At 65.8% G+C, this 21252-nt stretch carries 28 protein-coding genes and 1 pseudogene; 15 read left to right on the forward strand and 14 right to left on the reverse strand.

All coding sequences use genetic code 11. From position 1 onward, the window contains the following. Positions 1-16 precede the first annotated feature (16 nt). The 5 genes from LH475_RS01870 to LH475_RS01890 all read right to left on the reverse strand — a co-directional run bounded on the left by LH475_RS01870 (position 17) and on the right by LH475_RS01890 (position 2286). On the reverse strand, positions 17-622 hold the full coding sequence (locus LH475_RS01870) for a hypothetical protein (RefSeq protein WP_196843513.1): 606 nt from the start codon (positions 620-622) through the stop codon (positions 17-19). Next, positions 619-1227, reverse strand: a complete 609-nt coding sequence (locus tag LH475_RS01875) for a DUF6286 domain-containing protein (protein ID WP_196843512.1) — start codon at positions 1225-1227, stop codon at positions 619-621. The genes LH475_RS01870 and LH475_RS01875 overlap by 4 nt, the downstream gene beginning before the upstream one ends. Continuing rightward, positions 1224-1547: a hypothetical protein gene (locus LH475_RS01880; RefSeq protein ID WP_196843511.1), complete on the reverse strand. Its 324-nt coding sequence runs from the start codon at positions 1545-1547 to the stop codon at positions 1224-1226. Before LH475_RS01880 ends, LH475_RS01875 begins: the two co-directional genes overlap by 4 nt. Before the next feature lie 125 nt (positions 1548-1672). Beyond that, the gene (locus tag LH475_RS01885) at positions 1673-1867 is read right to left on the reverse strand and encodes a DUF2273 domain-containing protein (protein WP_297412730.1); all 195 of its coding nucleotides are present in this window, start codon (positions 1865-1867) and stop codon (positions 1673-1675) included. Next, on the reverse strand, positions 1864-2286 hold the full coding sequence (locus LH475_RS01890; protein WP_196843555.1) for an Asp23/Gls24 family envelope stress response protein: 423 nt from the start codon (positions 2284-2286) through the stop codon (positions 1864-1866). The genes LH475_RS01885 and LH475_RS01890 overlap by 4 nt, the downstream gene beginning before the upstream one ends. A 258-nt stretch (positions 2287-2544) precedes the next feature. Between LH475_RS01890 and LH475_RS01895 the strand changes: the two genes are divergently transcribed. From LH475_RS01895 to LH475_RS01910, 4 genes are read left to right on the forward strand one after another with little or no spacing between them, the layout of a single operon-like run. Beyond that, entirely contained in the window at positions 2545-3063 is a 519-nt protein-coding gene (locus tag LH475_RS01895; RefSeq protein ID WP_196843554.1) for an RNA polymerase sigma factor, read from the forward strand. Then, positions 3060-3710 carry a hypothetical protein gene (locus LH475_RS01900; protein WP_196843510.1) on the forward strand — a complete coding sequence of 217 codons (651 nt, stop codon included), beginning with the start codon at positions 3060-3062 and terminating at the stop codon, positions 3708-3710. The genes LH475_RS01895 and LH475_RS01900 overlap by 4 nt, the downstream gene beginning before the upstream one ends. Beyond that, positions 3707-4036, forward strand: coding sequence for a hypothetical protein (locus tag LH475_RS01905; RefSeq protein WP_196843509.1), 330 nt, complete (start codon positions 3707-3709; stop codon positions 4034-4036). Before LH475_RS01900 ends, LH475_RS01905 begins: the two co-directional genes overlap by 4 nt. 41 nt (positions 4037-4077) lie before the next feature. Continuing rightward, complete coding sequence (locus LH475_RS01910; protein ID WP_196843508.1) at positions 4078-4659, forward strand: hypothetical protein; 582 nt, start codon at positions 4078-4080, stop codon at positions 4657-4659. 36 nt (positions 4660-4695) lie between these two features. Here the strand turns inward: LH475_RS01910 and LH475_RS01915 are convergent, their stop codons facing one another. Continuing rightward, positions 4696-5157 (reverse strand): Lrp/AsnC family transcriptional regulator, encoded by a 462-nt coding sequence (locus LH475_RS01915; RefSeq protein ID WP_327012072.1) that lies wholly within the window; start codon positions 5155-5157, stop codon positions 4696-4698. A 172-nt stretch (positions 5158-5329) separates the two neighbouring features. Here LH475_RS01915 and ald point away from each other — a divergent pair, with 172 nt between their 5' ends. Then, on the forward strand, positions 5330-6445 hold the full coding sequence (gene ald, locus LH475_RS01920; RefSeq protein WP_196843506.1) for an alanine dehydrogenase: 1116 nt from the start codon (positions 5330-5332) through the stop codon (positions 6443-6445). Positions 6446-6561: 116 nt separating this feature from the next. Here ald and LH475_RS01925 read toward each other — a convergent pair whose 3' ends face one another. Then, a complete protein-coding gene (locus LH475_RS01925) occupies positions 6562-7188 on the reverse strand; it encodes a LysE/ArgO family amino acid transporter (RefSeq protein WP_196843553.1) in 627 nt (208 codons plus the stop codon). Positions 7189-7262: 74 nt separating this feature from the next. After that, on the reverse strand, positions 7263-7709 hold the full coding sequence (locus LH475_RS01930) for a MarR family transcriptional regulator (protein ID WP_196843505.1): 447 nt from the start codon (positions 7707-7709) through the stop codon (positions 7263-7265). 57 nt (positions 7710-7766) lie between these two features. On the opposite strand from LH475_RS01930, the gene LH475_RS01935 reads away from it, so the two are divergent. The 3 genes from LH475_RS01935 to LH475_RS01945 all read left to right on the forward strand — a co-directional run bounded on the left by LH475_RS01935 (position 7767) and on the right by LH475_RS01945 (position 11149). Continuing rightward, on the forward strand, positions 7767-8009 hold the full coding sequence (locus LH475_RS01935; RefSeq protein WP_196843504.1) for a hypothetical protein: 243 nt from the start codon (positions 7767-7769) through the stop codon (positions 8007-8009). A gap of 124 nt (positions 8010-8133) precedes the next feature. Continuing rightward, complete coding sequence (locus LH475_RS01940) at positions 8134-9816, forward strand: aldehyde dehydrogenase family protein (RefSeq protein WP_297412731.1); 1683 nt, start codon at positions 8134-8136, stop codon at positions 9814-9816. A gap of 46 nt (positions 9817-9862) precedes the next feature. Continuing rightward, positions 9863-11149, forward strand: a complete 1287-nt coding sequence (locus LH475_RS01945) for a GNAT family N-acetyltransferase (protein WP_196843502.1) — start codon at positions 9863-9865, stop codon at positions 11147-11149. 224 nt (positions 11150-11373) lie between these two features. On the opposite strand, the gene LH475_RS01950 is transcribed toward LH475_RS01945, so the two are convergent. Then, complete coding sequence (locus LH475_RS01950) at positions 11374-11838, reverse strand: hypothetical protein (protein WP_297412732.1); 465 nt, start codon at positions 11836-11838, stop codon at positions 11374-11376. A gap of 502 nt (positions 11839-12340) precedes the next feature. Here LH475_RS01950 and LH475_RS01955 point away from each other — a divergent pair. The 5 genes from LH475_RS01955 to LH475_RS01975 all read left to right on the forward strand — a co-directional run bounded on the left by LH475_RS01955 (position 12341) and on the right by LH475_RS01975 (position 16226). Beyond that, positions 12341-13303 carry a hypothetical protein gene (locus tag LH475_RS01955; protein ID WP_297412733.1) on the forward strand — a complete coding sequence of 321 codons (963 nt, stop codon included), beginning with the start codon at positions 12341-12343 and terminating at the stop codon, positions 13301-13303. 259 nt (positions 13304-13562) lie between these two features. Continuing rightward, positions 13563-13778: a hypothetical protein gene (locus tag LH475_RS01960; RefSeq protein ID WP_196843499.1), complete on the forward strand. Its 216-nt coding sequence runs from the start codon at positions 13563-13565 to the stop codon at positions 13776-13778. Further along, positions 13775-14842 carry an ATP-binding cassette domain-containing protein gene (locus LH475_RS01965; RefSeq protein WP_297412734.1) on the forward strand — a complete coding sequence of 356 codons (1068 nt, stop codon included), beginning with the start codon at positions 13775-13777 and terminating at the stop codon, positions 14840-14842. Before LH475_RS01960 ends, LH475_RS01965 begins: the two co-directional genes overlap by 4 nt. Then, positions 14839-15786, forward strand: coding sequence for an ABC transporter permease (locus LH475_RS01970; protein ID WP_196843497.1), 948 nt, complete (start codon positions 14839-14841; stop codon positions 15784-15786). The genes LH475_RS01965 and LH475_RS01970 overlap by 4 nt, the downstream gene beginning before the upstream one ends. 35 nt (positions 15787-15821) lie before the next feature. Next, on the forward strand, positions 15822-16226 hold the full coding sequence (locus tag LH475_RS01975; RefSeq protein ID WP_196843496.1) for a VOC family protein: 405 nt from the start codon (positions 15822-15824) through the stop codon (positions 16224-16226). 89 nt (positions 16227-16315) lie between these two features. Here LH475_RS01975 and LH475_RS01980 read toward each other — a convergent pair whose 3' ends face one another. Continuing rightward, complete coding sequence (locus LH475_RS01980) at positions 16316-17167, reverse strand: LysR family substrate-binding domain-containing protein (protein ID WP_196843495.1); 852 nt, start codon at positions 17165-17167, stop codon at positions 16316-16318. Between the two features lie 83 nt (positions 17168-17250). Here LH475_RS01980 and LH475_RS01985 point away from each other — a divergent pair, with 83 nt between their 5' ends. Continuing rightward, a complete protein-coding gene (locus LH475_RS01985) occupies positions 17251-17688 on the forward strand; it encodes a DUF5997 family protein (RefSeq protein WP_196843494.1) in 438 nt (145 codons plus the stop codon). 113 nt (positions 17689-17801) lie between these two features. On the opposite strand, the gene LH475_RS01990 is transcribed toward LH475_RS01985, so the two are convergent. After that, the gene (locus LH475_RS01990; RefSeq protein ID WP_196843493.1) at positions 17802-18464 is read right to left on the reverse strand and encodes an alpha/beta hydrolase-fold protein; all 663 of its coding nucleotides are present in this window, start codon (positions 18462-18464) and stop codon (positions 17802-17804) included. A gap of 129 nt (positions 18465-18593) precedes the next feature. Here LH475_RS01990 and LH475_RS01995 point away from each other — a divergent pair, with 129 nt between their 5' ends. Beyond that, positions 18594-19178, forward strand: coding sequence for an NUDIX hydrolase family protein (locus tag LH475_RS01995; protein ID WP_196843492.1), 585 nt, complete (start codon positions 18594-18596; stop codon positions 19176-19178). Between the two features lie 136 nt (positions 19179-19314). Here the strand turns inward: LH475_RS01995 and LH475_RS02000 are convergent, their stop codons facing one another. The 3 genes and pseudogenes from LH475_RS02000 to LH475_RS02010 form a co-directional block, all read right to left on the reverse strand. Further along, on the reverse strand, positions 19315-20304 hold the full coding sequence (locus tag LH475_RS02000) for a nucleoside hydrolase (RefSeq protein ID WP_297412735.1): 990 nt from the start codon (positions 20302-20304) through the stop codon (positions 19315-19317). A 96-nt stretch (positions 20305-20400) separates the two neighbouring features. Continuing rightward, positions 20401-20892 (reverse strand): GNAT family N-acetyltransferase, encoded by a 492-nt coding sequence (locus LH475_RS02005; RefSeq protein ID WP_196843490.1) that lies wholly within the window; start codon positions 20890-20892, stop codon positions 20401-20403. Positions 20893-21010: 118 nt separating this feature from the next. After that, positions 21011-21252: pseudogene (locus LH475_RS02010) on the reverse strand (hypothetical protein); the annotation flags it as partial.

Here is a 21252-nt window from a genome sequence, read left to right on the forward strand (position 1 = left end):
CGGCATCCGCTGTGATCTAGCGGATGCGTGTGGTTCGGCTGCTGCGCACCCGAAAGCCTCCGCTGATCTGCACCAGGGCGGGGATGCGCAGGCCGAGTAGTGCGTCAAGGGCGTTGAGGGCCTCCTCGACGATGCGCACGACGTCGGTCGGGGAGGTTCCGCGACGGCAGGTCACCGAGACCTTGAGCACGGCCGCACGCATGACCCGATACGTCGAGATGCGGGTCGACAGAAACTCCGGATGCTCGCTGAGCGCCTGTCGCAACGCCTGCTCGGCAACGGCCGAATCGATCTGGGTAGTGCCCGAGTCCATGGTCTGCTCGCTGATGAGGCGGCCGACATGGCCGCGGCCCTGGCGCAGAATGAAGGTGAGCAGCAGGACCACGACCGCGACCAAGAAGGCAAGGGCAACGATCCAGAGCCAGCTGTGCATGGTTCCAGCCAGTGGTGTGGCCTGAAGCCAGCTCGTGACGGTCGCCCGGGTACTGTCGGTGACCGAGCTCCAGGCCTGCTGCACTGCGGTTTGAGTGGCGAGCACACCGAGTAGAGCAGCTGCGGCGAGCAGGAGCAGGCCAGCCACGAAAACAACGCTGCGGTTGAGCGCGCGGTTGGTGTTGTTCACGCCCCGACCTTTCCGCTAACGGCTACGATCACGCGGGTGTGCAGAGTCGGTCGCAGGTGCAACCCCTCGAGCTGGTCGCGCACTGCGCCAAGCACCGTGTCGCGGTGCACTGGCTGCCCCGACGTCGGTACCAGGTGCACCGTGGCGAGGCGGCGCGAGATGCTGACCCGGGTGCTGTCCGGGTCGACACCGCCAAAACGAGCGGCACGGCCGGCGAGAGCGGATGCGATCACCTCGTCATCGACAACGGTCACCGTGCGCTCGGAGTCGATCAGATGCCGGGCCCGGCGCCCGGGCGACACGGCGACGACCACGAGCACGAGGCCGATCAGGGCGCAGCTGACGGCACCACCGGCGAGCATCGCGGTGGGTGCGGTCGGAGCGGATGCGGCGCCATCTGCAAGACTGGCGGGCGCATCGAGCAGGGCCGGCTGGTCGATGAGGCGCAGCACGATCTCGGCGCCCAGCCAGATGCACAGCAGGATGACCACGACGGCCACCGCGATGGCCGCGGCCGACCGGGGCGAATGCAGTTCTCGGCGACTGATGCGCCCGTAGGTCGCCGTGAACGATCTCGACGACGAAGCATTGATCTCCGTGCTCATCGCACGCGCCGTTCCGGGGTGACATCCACCGCGGTCAGGCGCACGGTGATCCGGCCAATATTGGCACCGGTCAATTCGCCGACGCGGCGCCGGATTTCAGCCTGGGACGATTGGGCGCGAGCCAGGATGGTGCCGCCGGTACGCGCGATGACGGCCGGTTCACGAGTGACGCAGCGCAGGGAAACGACTCGAATTGAACTTCGGATCGTGAACGCGAGTATGCCATGGTCGTCGCCGAGCTCGACGGCGACCTGGTGGGGGTTCACGCCGAGCGACTCCGCGGTGACAATCGAGACGATCTGGCGCAGCGCGTGCGGCACAATGCGCGTGCGACCGTGATTCGTGCGCGGCGGGACTGCCGGGGCCTCGGCAGCCGGAGTGACTGGCTCCGGTACTTGTGCTGTGCCATCAAGAAACCATCCGTCTCTGGAATCTGTCGCCACACTCACGACGAGGAGCGCTTCCCCTGAAACACTCCGATCAGTGAGCTCAGGTCAAGGCGGCCGTCAACCACACGGCCGACGAGGGCGCCGACCAGCATGGCCGAGCCCACGAACAGAAACGCCCAGAAGCCCAGAATTACCCAGGTCAGCGCCAGGATCGCGCCGACCAGCATTCCAGTGCGGGTTGCGGTGGTCACCGGAGCGCGGCTTTGTTCGGTTCAGTAACGGCGGCATCATCGCTCGGCAGGTGAATGTCCACGATCGTCACGTTCACCTCGGTGACCTCCAGACCGACGAGGTCTTCGATGGCGCGAATGACATTTGAGCGGATGTCACCGGCGACCTGCTGCAGCTGCACCGGGTAGTCAGCGACGATGGTCACGTCCACGGCCACCTGCGTCTCGCCGACTTCGACGGAGACGCCCTGGCTCACATCGGTGCTGTTCATGGCCTCACGAATGGCACCGAGGGCACGAGCCGCTCCGCCACCGAGCGCGTGCACACCGGACACCTCACGGGCGGCGAGGCCGGCGACCTTGGCCACGACGCCGTCATTGATGACGGTTTTGCCGGTGCTCGTGCCACTGAGCGGTTCACCGGCCAGCGCGGTACCCATTGGGGCGCGGCTGCGCGGGGACTTGCTCGAAGCTGCGGTGCCGTTGTTAGCATTGGTGTTGAGGACTTCCATGGGAATAGCTCCTTCGTGGGTGGCAATTTAGTGAAGCCGGATCGGATTGTTACCTATAGGACGAAACCTGTGGCATATTCGTCACGCGAAGATGAGAAATATTTCTGGAGCGTTGCACGAGGAGGGAACGTGCCCGGCACGGTGCGTGAGCAGGTCGCGTCGCCGCTCGATACCGCGAGCGATCAGATGCTCGCCGACCGCGCCGCCGACGGTGACCTGCGAGCCTTTGCGGTGCTCGTTCGCCGGTACGGCCCGCTGATGCGGGTCTACGCGACCCGGGTTCTCGGCTCGAACGACGAGACCGACGATGTGGTGCAGGAGTCTTTCATCACGGCCTGGCTGCAGCTTGGCACGCTCGACGATGGCAGCGCGGTGAAGAGCTGGCTCATGCGCATCGTCAGCCGCAAGAGCATCGATCGGCTGCGCGCTCGCCGCCCGCACGTCAACATCGACGACACGGATGCCCCGGCGCCGGACAGCCACGCACCGCACGCCCTGGCTGAGGCCGAGTCCCAGACGGAGGCGCTCGCGCGGGTGCTCGCCGCCCTCCCCGAGGATCAGCGGCGCTGCTGGACCCTGCGCGAACTCGCCGAGTACAGCTACGGTGACATTGCCGCCGAGTTGAACCTGCCCGTATCCACCGTGCGTGGCCTGCTGGCACGAGCCCGCAAAACCCTGCTTCGTGAGATGGAGGAATGGCGATGACTGAACTGACACCGGCAGACCGGCGCTTCGTCGAATTCGACGTGGACGACACCGATCGGGAACAGGCCGGTCTGAACGGCCACACCATCGAGCAACTCAGCGACTACCTCGACCGCGGTCGGGTGCCCGCCGACCCGAGCATCGACGATTCGCCGGACTGCGAGATCGCCCTGCGCGGTCTCGAACGCCTCCGCCGGGTGCAGTTGTCGCTGCTCGACCGGGACCTGAAACGGGAGTCGCTCCGCGATGACAACTGGGTCGCGTCGATTCTCGACAACATCACCCTGGAGGCGCACGCGGGTCGGGACATTCCACTGATCCACCCGTCGCCGACCGCGCGACTCGTCGTGACGGAGGGCGCGGTGCGCGGAATTCTGCGGGAGACCGGTGACAAATTGCAGAACGTGCTCGTCGGCCGCTGCGCGCTGTTCGGAGACGTTGGCGTGCCCGGCGTACCGATCACAATTTCGGTCGATGTAACCGTATTCCCGGAAGAGAATATACCGCTGGTGGCCGACCGATTGCGACAGGCGATGTACGCCGTGGTGGCGCAACACACGAACCTCGTCGTGACGGCCATCGACATCACGGTGACTGACCTGTCTATCGCGCCCCAAGCATCCGCCCAAGGACAGGAGCACACGTGAGCGCAATACTTCCCCCAACCGACGAACTCGATGTTCTCGTGCGCCAGGTAGCCGGTGTGGATGTGTTGTATCCCGCCGGTTCGATCGTTGCAACCGTGCTCACCGCAACCATCGAAGCCGTGGCGCATCGCCTTCCGCTGGCGCCGAAGGTCGTCATGGAACAGCGTGCCGACGGCGTGAAGGTCACGGCCAAGATTGGCATCAGCGCCGCCTGGCACTCCGGCGATGTGTCTCGACGCGTACATGACGCCATCGCCGCGCAGCTGCGGCAGAGTGGCAATCCGCCAGTCGCGCAGATCGAAGTGATCGTGGCCCGCATCGGCTAGGCATCTAGCCGATCGAGGGGAGCGGTGCTACCTTGCCCCAGATGAAGCAGAGAGAGATGTTCCTGCAAGCGGATTCCGCGTTGCGCTTTGTGATCGACCGGGTCACTTCCGCACAGCTCGACCTGCCGGCGCCGGCCGAGTGGTCGCGTACAGCGAACCCGACCCTGCGTGACATTCTCGCCGCGCACGCCGAGGACGAAGCCTGGCTGCCCGCGGTGCTGGCGGGACGGACCATCGAGGAGGTCGGCGACACCTACACGGGCGACCTGCTCGGCGACGATCCGATCGGCAATTACGACCGTATCAACGAGACGACGACACAGGTTGTCAGGGGCGATCTCGACCCGCGCAGGGTCGTGCACCTCAGTTACGGCGACTATCCGCTCGCTGAAGCACTGCAGCACACCGCCCTGTACCGCGCGTTCCAAGCCTGGAGCATCGCGCACCACATTGGCCTCGACTACTCACTGCCCGACCCGCTCGTTGAAAACCTGTGGGAGCAGATAGCGCCCGACATCGAAATGTGGCGAAGTTTCGGCGTGTTTCCAGCCGAGGTGGCGGTGCCGGCGAACGCGAATCGCGAGGTTCAGCTGCTCGGCAAGGCCGGATACTGGCACGACTAGAACGGATGCCCAAGCCGCGAGCGGTAGCGGTGCTCACTATTCGGGGGCGACGCCGTTGTAGAAGTGCTCGAACACCATACTCGTGCGGGTGGAGGCGACCGCGGGATTGGCCGAGAGGTTTTCGAGCACGAAATCGCGCACGTCGTCGGTGTCGTGGGCCGACAGGTGAATGATGAAATCCTCGGACCCGCCGAGAAAAAACAGCTGCACGACGCGCGGCATGACGCGGATCGAATCGCGAAAGGCCGGGATGTGCGTGCGGGCGCCCGCCCGGATGCTCACGCTGATCAGTGCTTGCAGGCCGAGTCCGAGCGACTTGGGGTCGACCATGGCCGTGAAGCCCGTGACGATTTTGCGGCTGACCAGCGAACGCACCCGAGAGACGCAGGTCGATTCGGCGATGCCGGCCGCGCTGGCCAGCCGGCTGTTCGTGGTGCGGGAATCAGCCTGCAGCGCCGCGACCAGAATGCGGTCGACCTCGTCGAGGGTCTCGATCACCCGAATCCTCTTCGTTTCTACCATCGCGCATCTCCAATCGGCCGCATATTCCGTGGAATATTCTCGAAGTCTGGCAGATTCTACGGATTTTACCTAATGGAAACGAATCAATAGCAGTCTTACCTCTATCACAGCCGAGTCGTTCGGCAGCAGCAACCGAGACGGAGCACTTATGTTGGTCGGCATTCCCACAGAGATCAAGAACAACGAGAACCGCGTCGCGATCACCCCGGCCGGCGTCAACGAGCTCACCCGCCGCGGCCATGAGGTCATTCTTGAAAAGGGCGCCGGACTCGGCTCAAGCATCACCGATGATGCTTTTCGCCTCGCCGGGGCATCCATTGTCGACACCGCCGCCGAAGTGTGGGCCGCGGCAGACCTGCTCCTGAAGGTCAAGGAGCCCATTGCCAGCGAATACCCGCTGATGCGCCAGGGCCAGGTGCTGTTCACCTACCTGCACCTCGCGGCATCCGCTGAGTGCACCGACGCGCTGCTTGCCTCGGGCACGACCGCGATCGCCTACGAAACCGTGCAGCTCGCCGACCGCAGCCTGCCGCTGCTCTCGCCGATGAGCGAGGTTGCCGGCCGCCTGTCGGTGCAGGTCGGCGCGTACCACCTGCTGAGCGCCAACGGTGGCAGTGGCATTCTGCTCGGCGGCGTACCCGGAACCCCCAAGGCCAAGGTCGTCGTGATCGGCGGCGGCGTCGCCGGCGAGCACGCCGCGGCCAACGCGCTCGGCATGGGCGCCGACGTGACCATCATCGACCTGTCCCTCGCCCGCCTGCGCCAGCTCGAAGCTCGCTTCAACGGCGAGATTCAGACTCGTGCCTCGACCCAGTACGAGATCGCCGAGCAGGTGCGGGAAGCCGACCTCGTGATCGGCTCCGTGCTCATTCCGGGCGCGCAGGCACCCAAGCTCGTCACCGACGACATGGTCGCCTCGATGAAGCCGGGTTCCGTTCTCGTCGACATCGCGATCGACCAGGGCGGCTGCTTCGAGGGCTCGCACGCCACGACGCACGATGACCCCACCTTCGCCGTGCACGACAGCGTCTACTACTGCGTCGCCAATATGCCCGGCGCCGTGCCGGCCACGTCGACCCGGGCGCTGACCAACGCGACGCTGCCCTACGTCCTCGCGCTCGCCCAGAAGGGGTGGAAGAAGGCCATCGCCGAAGATGCCGCCCTCGCCAAGGGCCTCAACACCCACAACGGTCGCATCACCAACGCGCACGTCGCGTCAGCGTTCCACGCCGAGCTGCTGACGGTCGCTGACGCGATCGCCTGACGCGATCGCCTGACGCGCGTCGGTGCGTCGATCGCCCATTTCTACCGAGAGTCCTCGTTCAAACGGAGATTCTCGGTAGTACTGCGGGCATCCAGCCTTCGCTCTCGTGGCGCGGCTCAGATGCCGATGGCCATTCGCACGCCGAGGGTGATCATGACGACGGCGATGAAGCCGTCGAGAATTCGCCACGATCCGGGCTTGGCGAAGAAGGGGCGCAGCATCCGCGCCCCGAAACCGAGCGCGAAGAACCACAGAAAGCTCGCCACAACAGCGCCGCCGCCCCACCACCAGCGTTCGGCTGCGCCCTGCTGGTTGGCGACCGAACCGAGAAACACGACCGTATCGAGGTAGACGTGCGGGTTGAGCCAGGTCAGGGCAATGGTCGTTGTGACGGCAACTTTTGCGCTGATTCCGGTGCTCGCCGACGCGACGAGGTTCTTCGGCCGAAATACCCGCACGGCGGCGAAGACCCCGTAGCTCAGGAGAAACCCGACGCCAGCCACCTGCACGACAATCAGAAGCGCGGGAGCGGTGCCGACGAGGGCTCCGATGCCGAGGATGCCGGCGAGGATGAGCACGGCGTCGGAGACCGCACAGATCAGCACGGCCACCAGAACGGTGCGGTTGTGGGCCTCTATACCGAGGCGCAGAATGAACGCGTTCTGTGAGCCGATGGCGACGATGAGCGCGAGCCCGGTCAGGATTCCAAAGAGCGCGGGCAGCAGGGTCTCGGCGAGGTGCATGAGTACCAATGTAGGCACGGGTGGCGACGGAGGCGAGCCGAGCCATCCGCTCCAATGCGGCGTGGCGAGCGCGACTAGTGTGCGCTGGTTGCGGCGATGACCGCGTGCAGGCTCTCGCGCAGGGCTGCCAGGTCATCCAGTGGCAGGTTGAGCGCTTCGACGACCCGCGGCGGAATGGTTTCGGCCACCGCGCGCAGAGCCGTGCCGCGCTCGGTCAGGGTGATATCGAGGGCGCGTTCGTCGGAGAGACGGCGTTGGCGGCGCACGTAGCCGGTGGTCTCCAGTCGCTTGAGCAGGGGCGAAAGGGTGGCGGGCTCAAGGCAGAGGGCCCGGCCGAGGCCTTTGAGCGTGCGCGGGCTCTCGTCCCAGAGGGCGAGCATGACCAGATACTGCGGGTGCGTGAGCCCGAGTGGCTCAAGAATGGGCCGGTACAGGGCGATGACATTGCGCGAGGCGATTGCCAGGGCGAAGCAGACCTGGTTGTCGAGAGCGAGGGGGTTCTCGAGCGTTGACGATGTCATGGGGCGTTCCGTTTCGACCGATTGTTCTGCGTGCTTTTAGTTAGTACACTAACAGTTATGACACACGGCAAGGAATCCCGCTCGCGTATGAAGGGTCCCGGCGGACTGACGGCTTGGCTCAATGGTCATCTGTTTCCCATACTCGGGCCGCCGCCGGTCGGTCCGAGCGGGTCAGATCTGTTGCCCGCGGCGCCCGCGCCCGTGCGCGGCTGCCCGGTCTGCGCCCAACCGATGGACCAGCACGACATCGACCGCACCGGCGAGCGCACCCAGCTGCACTGCCCTCCTGTCGCGCACTAACCTGCTGCCTCGAACGGATGCCTGCGCCGGGTTTCGGCAGGCGGCACCTGTTGGACTGCTGGCACGGTGAACGAGCGCCCTGTCCCGGCGGCGCACTAGGCTCGGTGTCAATAACGGGAGATTGATGTCCACGACGGCGTACCGCACTGACCTCGACCGCGCGATCGCCGAATTGAGCGCCGGAAGTGAGCGATGGGCGCAGACCACCCTCGTGGCACGCGCCGACCTGCTGGCGCGCACCGGGGTATCCGTTTCTGGCGAGGCCGAGCGCTGGGTGGCCGCGGCGGCCCGCGCCAAGGGTGTTGAACCGTCGTCAACACTCATCGGCGAGGAGTGGCTGACCGGGCCGTATGGCGTGCTCACCGCGCTGACGGCGCTGGGGCGCACCCTTCGATCGCTCGCTGGTGAACGCAGCCCGCTCTTCGGTCGACGGTTTGGACGCGCGCCGGGCGGTCGCGTCACGGTTGCGGTGCTTCCGTACCGCGCCTATGACGGACTGCTGCTGCACGGCTTCCGTGCGGAGGCCTGGCTGCGGCCGGGCGTGACCGCGGCGCAGGCCCGGTCCCGAGCCGGATTGGGGCAGCTCACGCCCGCAATGACCGGCGGGGTAGGCCTCGTGCTCGGTGCCGGCAATATCTCATCGATCGCACCCCTGGACGTGCTCTACGAGCTCCTGGCGCACAATCGCGTGTCGATTCTCAAGCTCAACCCGACCTTCGACGGCTTGTTGCCGGTCTATCGGGCGGCGCTCGCCCCCCTCATCGACGCGGGCCTGCTGCGCATCGTCACCGGCGGCGCCGACGTGGGCAGCTACCTCGCCCACCACCCCGGCATCAGCCACGTGCACATAACCGGCAGCGCGGCCACGCACGATGCGATCGTGTTCGGTGGATCCACACCGGATACTCCGCGCCTCACGAAGCCGATCAGTAGCGAACTCGGCGGTGTCTCGCCGATCATCGTGCTGCCCGGGCGGTGGAGCGCCCAAGACCTCCGTTATCAGGCCGCACACGTGGCCACCATGCGGCTGCACAACGGCGGTTACAACTGCATCGCCGGTCAGGTGCTCGTGCTGAGTGCCACCTGGCCGCAGAAGGCCGCGTTTCTCGGCGAGGTTGCAGCGGCCCTGGCCGCCGCGCCGGCCCGGCCAGCATGGTACCCCGGCAGCGAGGAGCGGATGCGCGCCGCCCGGGCCGCCTATCCCGCCGCGCGGTCGGTGGCCGGCGGGCACCTGCTCGTTCTGGCGGGGGCATCCGCTGCACAGGAAGATATGCTCACAACAGAATATTTCGCACCGGTACTCGGCGTGCTGCAACTGCCGGGCAGCGGCCAAGCCTTTCTCGACGCCGCCGTCGAGACGGTCAACCGTGATTTTCTTGGCACACTGGGCGCCAATATTCTCGGGCTACCGGGCACGATTCGTCGGCTTGGGCCGGGGTTCGAGCAGGCCGTGGCGCGCCTGCGCTATGGAACCATCGCCATCAACGCCTGGACCGGCGTCGGCTTCCTGTCGGTGGCGGCACCGTGGGGTGCGTTCCCGGGCCACACTCTCGACAACGTGCAAAGCGGCATCGGCGTGGTGCACAACGCCCTGCTTCTCGATGAGGTGGAGCGAACGGTGGTGCGGGGGCCGTTCCGGCCGTTTCCGCGCTCGATCGCCCACGGCGAATGGGCGCTGTTGCCGAAGCCGCCGTGGTTCGTGTCAGCCCGAAGCGGCTCACTGACCGCCCGCCTGCTGACCGACTTTGCTGCCCGCCCGTCGGTGCGGAAGCTCCCGCGCATCCTCGCCGCCGCTTTTCGTGCCTGAGCGGGTGCAATAGATTGGCAGCACACCCACTGATGCGAGGTTCACGATGACTGGCTGGCGACTGCGCGATTTTCACTCCGACGACCTGGACGGCATTCTGCGTCTGTGGGAGGAGATCAAGGCCTCCGAAACCGAGCCGGTCTACGGTCTCTCCGAAGTGCTCGCTTCCTGTCAGAAGGATCACGCCGTCGTGGCGGTGCACGGCGATGAGGTCGTCGGCGCCGCCGTCGGGCGGGCCGCCCACGCCCAGGGCTGGATTGTCTTTCTGGCCACGGCGGCGAAGTGGCAGAGCCAGGGCATCGGCACGGCCATGCTCGCCGCACTCGAAGCCCGCATGGCCCCGTACGGCATGACCAAGCTGTCGGCGCTCATGCCCGAATCGGAGGCCAAGATCGATGCTTTTCTCAACCGCGGTTTCGAGGTGAAGAAGAACCTGCGGTACTTCGAACGGCACATTCCCGTGCAGCGCGAGGAGCTCAAGCTACTCGTCGAACTCGGCGGGCGGCTGCTGCCGCGCGACCTGTGGCAGAAGGTCGGCGGTATGGCGCGTGAGAAGGAACTGCTCGAACGCCGGTTGGTCATGCCGCTGGCCAAACCCGAACTGGCAGAGCAGTATGGTGTCTCACCGCCCAAGGCCGTTGTGCTGTTCGGCCCTCCCGGCACCGGAAAGACCACCTTCGCCAAGGCCATCGCCTCCCGCCTGGAATGGTCATTCATCGAGGTCTTCCCGTCGCGTCTCGCGGCCGACCCGCAGGGCCTCGCCGGCGCACTACGAGAAACTTTCCTGAAGATCTCCGAGCTCGAACACGCGGTCGTGTTCATCGACGAGGTCGAGGAGATCGCCGCCCAGCGTCAGGGCGAACCGCCGTCGACCATGCAGGGTGTGACCAACGAGCTGCTCAAGATCATCCCGGCCTTTCGCGAACAGCCGGGGCGCCTGCTGGTGTGTGCGACCAACTTCATTCGCGCGCTCGATTCCGCCTTTCTCCGTCATGGACGCTTCGACTATGTTGTGCCGATCGGGCTGCCGGATGTCGCTGCTCGCCAGGCCATCTGGGAGCGCTACATTCCGCAGGCTGTGTCCAACGAGGTCGACCTCGCCGTGCTGGTCGAAAAGAGCGACGGCTTCTCGCCGGCCGACGTCGAGTACGCCGCTCATCGGGCCTCCCAACACGCGCTCGAGAAGGCACTCTACAAGGTCGGAGACGGGCCGGTCATAAACGGCCCGAGCACCGAGGACTATGCCATCGCAATCTCCGAAACCCGCAGAACCGTGTCCGAAGAGGTCGCTGCCGAGTTTCTCGAAGACATCGAACGCCTCGCCCGGCTCTAGGCAAGCGGATGCTGCGGCGGCGATACCGACTCAGCTTCGCCTCATCGCGCGGCGGCAGTCAGTGGGCAGGCGGGCCTTGCACAATTGCGAGTCCAGCGTGTGACCCGGGCCCGGAGTGAAGCGCCCGACAGCGTGGACGTGTCCCTGATCGACGGAGCTTGGCAGGCCGGGTGTCGGATACCGCCATCGATATCCGCTTTCCACGGCCCCGTCGTGAATGGGATCTAGCGCACCGTGCGGCGGTGCAGCGCGACGGCGACGAGCGCCTGCCAGATCACGAAGCCCTCGACTACGAGTGAAAGAAGGCCAAGCGGTTCGAGCCAGTTCCCGATGTCGCCGGTGGCCATCGGCATGCCGACGGTGCGATTGACGATGAAGCCGACCATGACGGCGGCCGACAGCGCTGCGGCGGCCAAGAAGTCGATTCGAGAGCCGACGACGAGCACCCGCTCGATTATGACCGCCGAGGCGATGATCAGTCCAACGTAGGAGAACGCCAAGTAGGGCGTTTCGGCAAACTTACCGGGTAGATCGAGAATGTGGATCGCAGCCACGACGGCGAGCGAGAGCGCGACCGTGATGCGGCGAGTGAGCAGATGCTGATCGATCAGGCGCGCGCCCGTGTTCTCCGAGTGCACTGCTGTGGAACGCGCGCCTTGGGCCGCCGATCGCGGGGTGGTCGTAGTCATGATTTCCTCTCCATGGGGTGGCTCCCCTCGAATACCTTGACAGGCAAGGAGCCCCCATGGCCGAATCATGGGCGAAACATAGCATTCTCCGTGTTTGCTGTCAGGCTGAGACGACGATTCTGAGATTTTCACAGGACGGTGCGGGTTCGGATGGCGGCAGCGCAGATCTTGGGGTAGTCATCGCATCGCTCGCCCCGGTGGTGATGAAGGGGTTGATCAGATTTCAGCGCATAACGGCAGGTTGAGAGTGTCTTTCCCACGCCGGCGGGACCCGATCGAGCTGGGCGATGGCGGCGTGCTACTCTGCCCTCGCGTCGCCTTGGATAGGTGTCGCGGCGTGCTGCTTTGCTCATGCGCCGCCCGTGATAGGTGTCGCGGCGCGAGACGGAGTGAAGTCGATCGAATTGGCCGTCCCAACGACCGGAGGGGAGTGCAGAGGCGGGCGACCCACGTCAGCTTTGTCCAACCTGACATCCCTCTTCCTGGAGGGAAGGAGAACATCATGCAAGGAATCAAGCCTGCTGGCATCGCAGCCCTAGGACTGACGCTCGCATTCTCACTTTTCGGCGGAGTCAACGCCGCGCTGGCAGCACCGCCGTCACCGCCGTCACCGCCGTCACCGACGACCGTCTACGACGCCATCCCAAGCCCGTTGCCCCCGAACGTGGCCAGTCTCGGTTTCCAGGCGACTAGCACCTCAGAGTTTGGCGACTACGTACACCTCGCCGGCACGAACCGGATCCTGAACACGGTCACAGTCACGATGAGCGACTGGGCCCTGTATTCCGACTACTCCACCGACGCCCGCTACACGGGCAACTCGGCCACGTGGACCCACCCGGTCACCGTGAACGTCTACGGCAACCACCTCGACACCAACGGGGTGCCCGACACGCTGCTCGCGACCAAGACCGAGAACATCAGCATCCCGTGGCGTCCGGCGGCGGACCCCACCTGCGTCACCCCGACGGCGTGGCGGGGCAGTGACGGATCGTGCTACAACGGCTTCGCGTTCAACGTGGACTTCAACCTCAGCAGTCTGAGTGCCACGCTGCCCAACGACGTCATCGTGGGCATCGCTTTCAACACCCAGAGCTACGGCGCGGCACCACTGGGAACGGTCGGCCCGTACAACTCGCTGAATGTCGGCATTCCAACGTCCCAGACTGCGACGGTTGGCACCGATGACAGCCCGGACAACGTCTTCTTGAAAACGTCGTTCGCCGCCTTCTACGCAGACGGCGGCACGGCCGGTGTCGGCATCTTCCGTCAGGACACGAACTGGGCGCCGAACGGCACCGTCTCCATGAAGATCACGGCCTCGCCGGCCCTGGTCGCTCCGCCCACGCGCAAGAGCCAGTGCCTGAAGAGCGGCTGGATGATCTTCAACAACCCGTCGTTCAAGAACCAGGGTGACTGCGTCAGCTTCGTCGCCTCCGGAGGTAAGAACACGGCCAACGGCTGATCCACAGCCCGCCGCACCAGCCTCGCGTCAGGTCCCCAGCCCTCATCGGACTGGGGACCTGATATTTGCACGTGGGTGCACAGCTTCTGGACCGGTGCCGATGCGCGCGCACAGTGTCAGGCAGCGACCGGTCCGGTGACCGTTTCGCTCCCGGGCACGCGGGCGGCTTTTCATAGTCAACTCGATCGGCGCCGCCCCGCCACCTGAAGATGAAAGAACACCGCCATCTGTGAGTGAAAGCCACACATTCTGTGAATAAATGTCGACGGCCGTTCTTCATCCCGATAACCTGATTCCACGTAACGGCACCATCGAGCGCTCACATCGAATTCTCGACGAGCTGGTCAAGGAACCGACGATCGACGCGCACCGGTCCGGGGCGCAATCGTATCCAGCCGTTGTCGAAGGTGGAGGGCATTATTACCATTGCATCGACCCGTATTGCACCACCCGATACCGCAAGGACACCCCGTGATCATTGAGGCCCAGGGCCTGACCAAGACCTACCAATCCAAGACTGGGCCGGTGCACGCGCTCGCCGGGCTCGACCTGCAGGTGCCGCGCGGCACGGTCAAAGCCCTCCTCGGCCCCAACGGCGCCGGAAAGACCACCGTCGTGAAGATGCTCACGACACTGATCAGACCGGATGCCGGCACCGCTGTTATCGACGGAATCGACGTCGTCCGTCACCCGAAGTCAGTGCGTCGCATCATCGGGGTATCCGGCCAGTATGCGGCCGTTGATGAAAATCTCACCGGTTTCGAAAACCTCGAGATGGTCGGTCGGCTCTACCATCTGGGCGGCGCGGCAGCCCGCAAGCGGGCGCAGGAACTCATCGACCTGTTCGAGCTCACCGCCGCCGGCAACCGGCCGGTCAGGGGGTTTTCCGGCGGTATGCGAAGGCGAATTGACCTCGCTGGCGCACTCGTCATTAACCCCAAGGTGCTTTTTCTCGACGAGCCAACCACCGGGCTCGACCCGCGCAGTCGCATCGCCCTGTGGGACGTCATCAAGCGCCTCGTCGCTGACGGCACGACCGTGTTGCTGACCACGCAATACCTCGAAGAGGCCGACCAACTCGCCGATGACATCGTCGTCATCGACGACGGCCGCGTCATCGCCGAGGGCACCTCCGATCAGCTCAAGGCGCAGATCGGTGGGCACCGTGTGGTTGTGGCGCTCGTCGATGCCGCCGACGGCGCGGCTGCCCGCGACGTTCTCGCCCGGTACGGTTCGGGCAACCCGTCGGTCTCCACCGACGGGCGCGGAGTCGAGGTTGCCGTCACCGACGGCCCCACCGCGCTGCAGAACATGCTCGCTGACCTGCGCGCCGCGCAGATCAACCTGCACGATGCGGGCATGCGCCGCCCCACCCTCGACGACGTTTTTCTCAAGCTCACCGGCCACAAAGCTGATCTGAGCGCGACCGGGGACGATCCCGATGCCGACGGGTCCAAGCTGTCGAAGCGGGCGCAGGCCAAGCAGGTACAGGCGCGCGCGGCGAAGACCGAAATGGCAGATCTGGAGAAAATGAAATGAGCCCCCGGCACACCGCGGTCCCGGCCGAGTCCACCACGCCCGAGCCAACCCGTTCGGAGCCGACCCGTCCGGAGCGCACGACGACCGCGACTGGCCTCGCGCCGGGAGAATCCCGAGTGGGTACCCTGCCCCCGCTGCCCACCTGGAACCCGTTGACGCTGTGGTACTCCGACGGCTGGACCGTCACCAAGCGCAATCTGATCAAGATCAAGCGCTCGCCCGACGTGCTCGTGTTCGCCGTGATCCAGCCAATAATGTTCGTGCTGCTGTTCAGCCAGGTGTACGGCGGTGCCATTGCGGTTCAGGGCAGCGACTACACCCAGTTCCTGATGGCCGGCATCTTCGCGCAGACCGTCGTCTTTGGGGCCACGTTCTCGGGCGCTGCGATGGCGCTCGATCTGAAGGAAGGCATCATCGACCGGTTTCGGAGCCTGCCGATGAACGCATCCGCTGTGCTGATCGGACGCACCAACGGCGACCTCGTCCTGAACACCATTTCGATGGTGATCATGATGGCCACCGGTCTCGCGGTCGGCTGGCGGGTCACCTCGTCGCCGCTCGAGTTTCTCGCCGGAGTCGGGCTGCTGTTGCTGTTCGGCTATGCATTCAGTTGGGTCATGGCGCTCCTCGGCATGAGCGTGAAGAGCCCAGAAGTCATCAACAATGCGTCATTCCTGATTCTGTTTCCGCTGACCTTCGTGTCGAATGCGTTTGTGCCGAGCGAAACCCTGCCGACCGTGCTGCGCGTGTTCGCCGAGTGGAACCCGGTGTCGTCGCTCGTTCAGGCCGTGCGGCAGCTGTTCGGCAATCTGGGCACGGCGCCGGTTCCCGATATCTGGACCATGCAGAATCCGGTTCTGACCGTGCTCATCGGCATCACCGTGATGCTGCTCGTGTTCGTGCCGCTGTGCATTCGCAAGTTCGCGTCGATCAGCTCCCGCTGACCACGCTCCGTTTCATCGACAAGGGAGTCACCCTCATGGTCCAGCACCCGACCGAGCACTTCGTCGGAATCGTCGCCGGCTTCAGCGGATTCGCGGTTTTCGACCTCGACGCCGCGCGCACCTTCTACGCCGAAACCCTCGGCCTCGAGGTGACGGTGGGGGAGATGGGCATGCTGCGCATTGCGCTTCCCGGCGGAGCGACCGTCATCATTTATCCGAAGTCGGACTTCGTGCCGGCCACCTACACGATTCTCAATTTTGCCGTGACCGACCTCGACGCCACCGTCGACGAACTCACCGAACGCGGTGTGGACTTTCTGCGCTACGACGGATTCGAGCAAAACGAGAAAGGCATCGCCGCCGGCGGTGGTCAGGGACCTGACATCGCCTGGTTCACCGACCCCTCCGGCAATATCCTGTCGGTGCTGAAGAACCCGTAATTCCCCGCTGGTGGGCCTGTCTGGAGCAACGGGCGTGCACGTCCGTGATCTCGACCAGCTCGACCAGCGATGTCGACCGACGGCGCTGGTCAGCGACCGCGGCTCTTGCCCTTGTTGGGGTTCTTCGTGGGCCTGGTGCGGCCGGGCGAATTTTCGGTCTTCTTGCGCACGGCAGGCTTGGCCTTGGCCGCCGCAACCCGAATCGCCTTGGCCGCAGCCTTCGCTTTGTCGGTCTTCTTGGGCTTGCGCGGCGGCTTTGGCGGGCGTCCGTCATTGCGCACGGGCCCTGCGTCGGCCTCAGCGGATGCCGCGGAATCCGCTGCCGCCGCACCGGTATCGATGCGGGAGCTCGCCACTTTGCGTCCGCGCACGATGCCGATGAATTCCTCGATGTCGTCGGTGGTCTCCCGGGTGATCCAGGCCAGAGCAATCCGGGTGTCGGCGACATCCGTCACCGGGCGCGACACGACGTCCTTGCGGCCGTACAACCGGGCAATCGAGTGCGGCACGATGATGATGCCGACTCCGGCCGCGACCTGCTCCATGGTCTCGTCGAGGTCACGCATCGGCGGCAGGGCCCGGCGGGTGCCGTCACGCACCTCCTCGGCGAGGTCGCGCCATTCGGGCACCTCGTCGGGGTCCTGCAACAGGTGTTCGCCGGCCAGGTCGGCCAGCAGCACGGTCTCGGCCTGCTCGATCGCGTGGCCTTTCGACGCGACGACGACGGGAATCTCGTTGTACAGGTTGATGACGCTCAGGTGGGTTTCGTCGATCGGCAGTCGTACGAGGCTGACTTCGGCCCGACCCTCGTGCAGCACCGCAATCTGCTCGACGGTCTCGGTGCGAAACACCCTCAGGGGAACATCGGGGCGGCGGTCCCCCCAGATACGAGTCCACTTGGTGGGGGTCACACCGGCGACGAAGGCGATGGAAAAGCTCACCGGCATCCTTTCTCGGGTAGTTGAGGGCGGCGCAGAGCACGAATTGCCCTAACCAGGGCACTCTCAGGCTATACGCTTGAACAATGAGTTCCGAGAAGAAGCCCCAGACCATGAAGCCCGCCACGGCGGCCCAGAAACTCGGGATTCTGCTCGACGCGGCACCGGCCGAGTTTCATACCGAATTCGTCAGCCGCACCGAGCTCGCCGAGCTCATGGCGAACCCGCCGGAGTGGCTCACCCTGCTGCGCTCCAACGGCCCGCACCCGCGCCAGGTCGTCGCCGCCAAGCTTGGCGTCTCAATCTCGGGCCTGGCCCGCAGCGAGATCACCGAACCGCTGACCACTGCCGAAATCGCTGCCCTGCTGCAGCAGCCGCCCGCGTGGCTCGTGCTGGAACGTTCCACCCAGGCCGGCGTGCGCGCCGACCAGATCGCGGTGAAAGACCGCGACGCCCACCGCGCGGCCAAGAAGGCGCATGTCGAGCGCCAGGCTGCCCAAGAGCAGGCCAAGCGCGACCGCTGACCGCGACCGCTGACCGCTGACCGCTTAGCGCTTCTAGCGCGGTTCGTTGAGCCCTGCGTGGTCGCGGGCGGGCGGCGGATGCCGGCCAGCGGCATCCGAGTGCCTGAATGCGTCTAGGCGGCCGGTTCGGCCGCAGTCACCCGGTACTGCGTGCGCAGAAAGTTGACCACGTCGCCGAGTTCGGTCTGCGAGATCGAGTGGGGAAGCCCCTCGTAGATGCGCTCGGTCAGTGTGCTGTGCCCGGGCAGCCAGGACTGCGTGCGTTCGATCGCACTGGCCGGAATCACGCCGTCGGCGGTGCCGCGGCCCCAAAACACGGGGAGCGGGTGCTCGGCCAGCGCGGTGTCGCCGCCCTGCGGGGCGCCCGTGACGAAGCCGGAGAGGTTCACCGCGAAGCTGAAGCGGGCGGGCGCGACGCGCAGCAGTTGGAGCGCCATAGCTCCGCCCTGCGAGAATCCGAGCAGGCCGACCGTCCTCGGCCTTTGCGGAAGGGCATCCAGCCAGGCCAGAACAGCTGCGACGGCCGCGTCGACCGACGCAGTATCGGGATTGCCCGACTCGCTGATCGGAAACCAGGCCCAGCCGTCGCCGACGGGCAGCGGCGCGCGCAGCGCCGCGATGACCGGTTCGAGCGGCAGGTGCGGTGTGAGAGAGAACAGGTCGCCCTCGTGCGAGCCGTAGCCGTGCAGGATGATCAACAACGGACGGTCAGTCTGGTCGGCGCCCGTCGCCGACCAGAGTACGGCAGCCGTGTCGATGGTGGTGCTGGTGGTCATGAGGGTCCTCCCAGTTTCTCGCGGCGCGTGGGCGCCGTGCCCTCCCATACTTTCACTGCTCGATCTGCTTCTGGCACCGCGGAGCGGAACAGGTGCGCCAGCGGGGCCGGTGTAGGACAGAATGGGGCTATGAGCGTGCGAACCCCTGACCCAGACCCGGACTGGACGCCGAAGCCCCCTGCGGGAGCCCCGAACACGAATCCGGGTTGGCTGAAAGACGTCGAACTCGCCGAGATCCGCCGTCGGCTGCCGATTCTCTACATCGAGGCCGTGCCGGTGCGGGTTGATGGCCTCGGCCAGGTCGTGGAGGTCGGTGTGCTGCTGCGCGCCCGCCCGACCGGCGAAATGACCCGCACACTGGTCTCCGGGCGGGTGCTCTATGGCGAAACCCTGCGCGACGCGCTGTTCCGCCACCTTGAAAAAGACCTCGGCCCGATGGCGTTTCCGCAGCTGCCGGTCAGTCCGGTGCCCTTCACGGTTGCCGAATACTTTCCGATGCCGGGCATCACGGCCTACACGGACGACCGCCAGCACGCGGTATCTCTCGCCTACGTCGTTCCCGTCACCGGCACCTGCGACCCGCGCCAGGACGCCCTGGAGATCACCTGGATGACCCCGATCGATGCCGCATCCGAGGCCGTCTCGGCCGAAATGGAAGGCGGCCGCGGCACCCTGTTGCGCGCGGCCCTCGCCTCGGTGGGCCAGCTGTACTGACGACAGGTTCGCCGAACGGATGCCGCTCGTCGGCCGGGCGCACGGCATCCCCTGGGCGGTGTCGGCGGGGCGGTGTCTGCCGGGCGGTGTCGGCTGAACAGTGCGGGGACAGTGCCGGTTGGAGGGCCGAGTGTGCCTACTCGGGCAGGGCTGAACCGAGGCCGAGCGTGTTGAGAAACAAGTGCACATAGCGATCGACATCGACGTCGAGCGCAACCTCCGCGGCCTCCCACTCCGTCGCCAGGCCGTGCACGATGTCCTCGCCCGGATGCGTGCGTTTGTCGACCAGCGTCTGGCCGCGACCAGAGCCGGAGAGTTGAATGCGCAGCGGCAGCAGTGCGGTCTGCAGCGCATCCGGGTCGACCAGGGCGCACAGAGCGCCGGCATCGCCGATGAGTCCGGTGTAGTCGGAATTGCGACCAGACCCGAGCGCGATACGGTTGGCGAGCAACTGGCCGACAACATGGCCGAGCCGCGAGTCGCCGTGCACGAGAGCGGACGCGATGTGCTCCGGAACCGAGACCTGGTTGAACACGTCGAGACCGTACATGAACGTGGGCACGCCGGAGTCGAGCACGATGGCCGCGGCTTCCGGGTCATGCCAGACGTTGAACTCGGCCACGGCGGTGGCATTGCCGACCGTGGTGGATCCGCCCATAAAGACGATGCGCTCGATGTTGTTGACCACGTCGGGGTACTGGCGCAGCAGCAGCGCCAAATTGGTCTGCGGGGCGAGTCCGACCAGGGTGACCGGGTGCGGGCTGGCCTGAATCAACCGGTGCATGAGCTCGGTCGAATTGGTCGACTCCACCCGTCGGTCGCTCGGCGGAAGCTGCAGCGTGCCGAGGCCGCTTTCGCCGTGTACGTGCGCGGCCGACCGGGCCGGTTCGAGCAGGGGGCGTCGAGCCCCCGCGGCGACCGGGATGGTCGGCGCGTCCGCGACGTCGAGAATGCGCAGGGTGTTCTCGACGACACGCTCGAGCGAGGCATTGCCGGCCACACAACTGATCCCGAGCACCTTGATTCCGGGGTGCGCAAGCGCGAACAAAATGGCCAGGGCGTCGTCGACACCGGTGTCAACGTCGAGGATGACGGGGATCGCCTCGGGTGCCGTGGAATATGTCATCCGCTCACCCTATTGCTTCGCGCGGGCCCAAAAACCACGCGCGGGTTGTGGGCTGAACGTTCAACAAAACCTTTCCCGTGATCAGGCCGAAACCGCCTAGCGAACCAACCGCACCTCGTGCAGCTTTTCGCCGAGCACCTCTTCGGTGCGTTCGTGGCCGTCGGCCAGGTACCCGTTGCGGGCATAGAACGCGTGTGCCCGGGGGTTGTCGGCGGCGACCCAGAGCGACGACGCGCCGGGATCGACAACGGAATCGAACAGCTTCTGGCCGATCCCCATTCCGTGCTGGGCGTCGAGCAGATACATGAAGAACAGTTCCTGCTCGGTGGGCTGGTCGTCGTCGCGGCTCGGTCCGCTGCCGGCGAAGCCCATGATCTCGTCGTCGACGAGAACGACGCTCTGGCGGTATTCCGGCCCCTGGGTGGTGAACCGACGCCACATGGTCGCGAGGCGCTGGGGCCGCAGCTGGGACAGTGCAGCCTGGCTGAGTAGGTGATCGTAAGTTTCATGCCAGCAGGCGGCGTGTACGCGGCCCAGGCTTTCGGCATCCGCTTCGCTGACGGGTCGAACGACGACTGTGGTGTTCATGATTCGACACTAACCGTCTTTGCGGGTGCCATCTGACACACGCACCTTGGTACGCGCACAAGAAAACGGGCCGGTCTCCGTGGAGACCGACCCGTTTTTTCACGCGGATGCCAGCGGACTAGCCCTGCGAACGGCGGGGAGCCGAACGGCCGGTTCCACCCGAGTTCGGTCCGCGCACGAGCCCGCCGACCTGGAGGCTGCCGACGCGGGCTCCGCCGGAACGGCCAGCGGCCGAACCGGAGCGGGGTGCGCTGGAGGCAGCGCCGGTCGGACGACCGGAACGTTCGCGACGAGCGCCACCGGCCGAGGTCGTGTCGCGGTTGGCGCCACGGCCGCCGCCGTTCCGCTCGGTGCGGGCAC

The sequence above is a fragment of the Cryobacterium sp. genome, from assembly GCF_026786305.1.
Taxonomy (GTDB): domain Bacteria; phylum Actinomycetota; class Actinomycetes; order Actinomycetales; family Microbacteriaceae; genus Cryobacterium.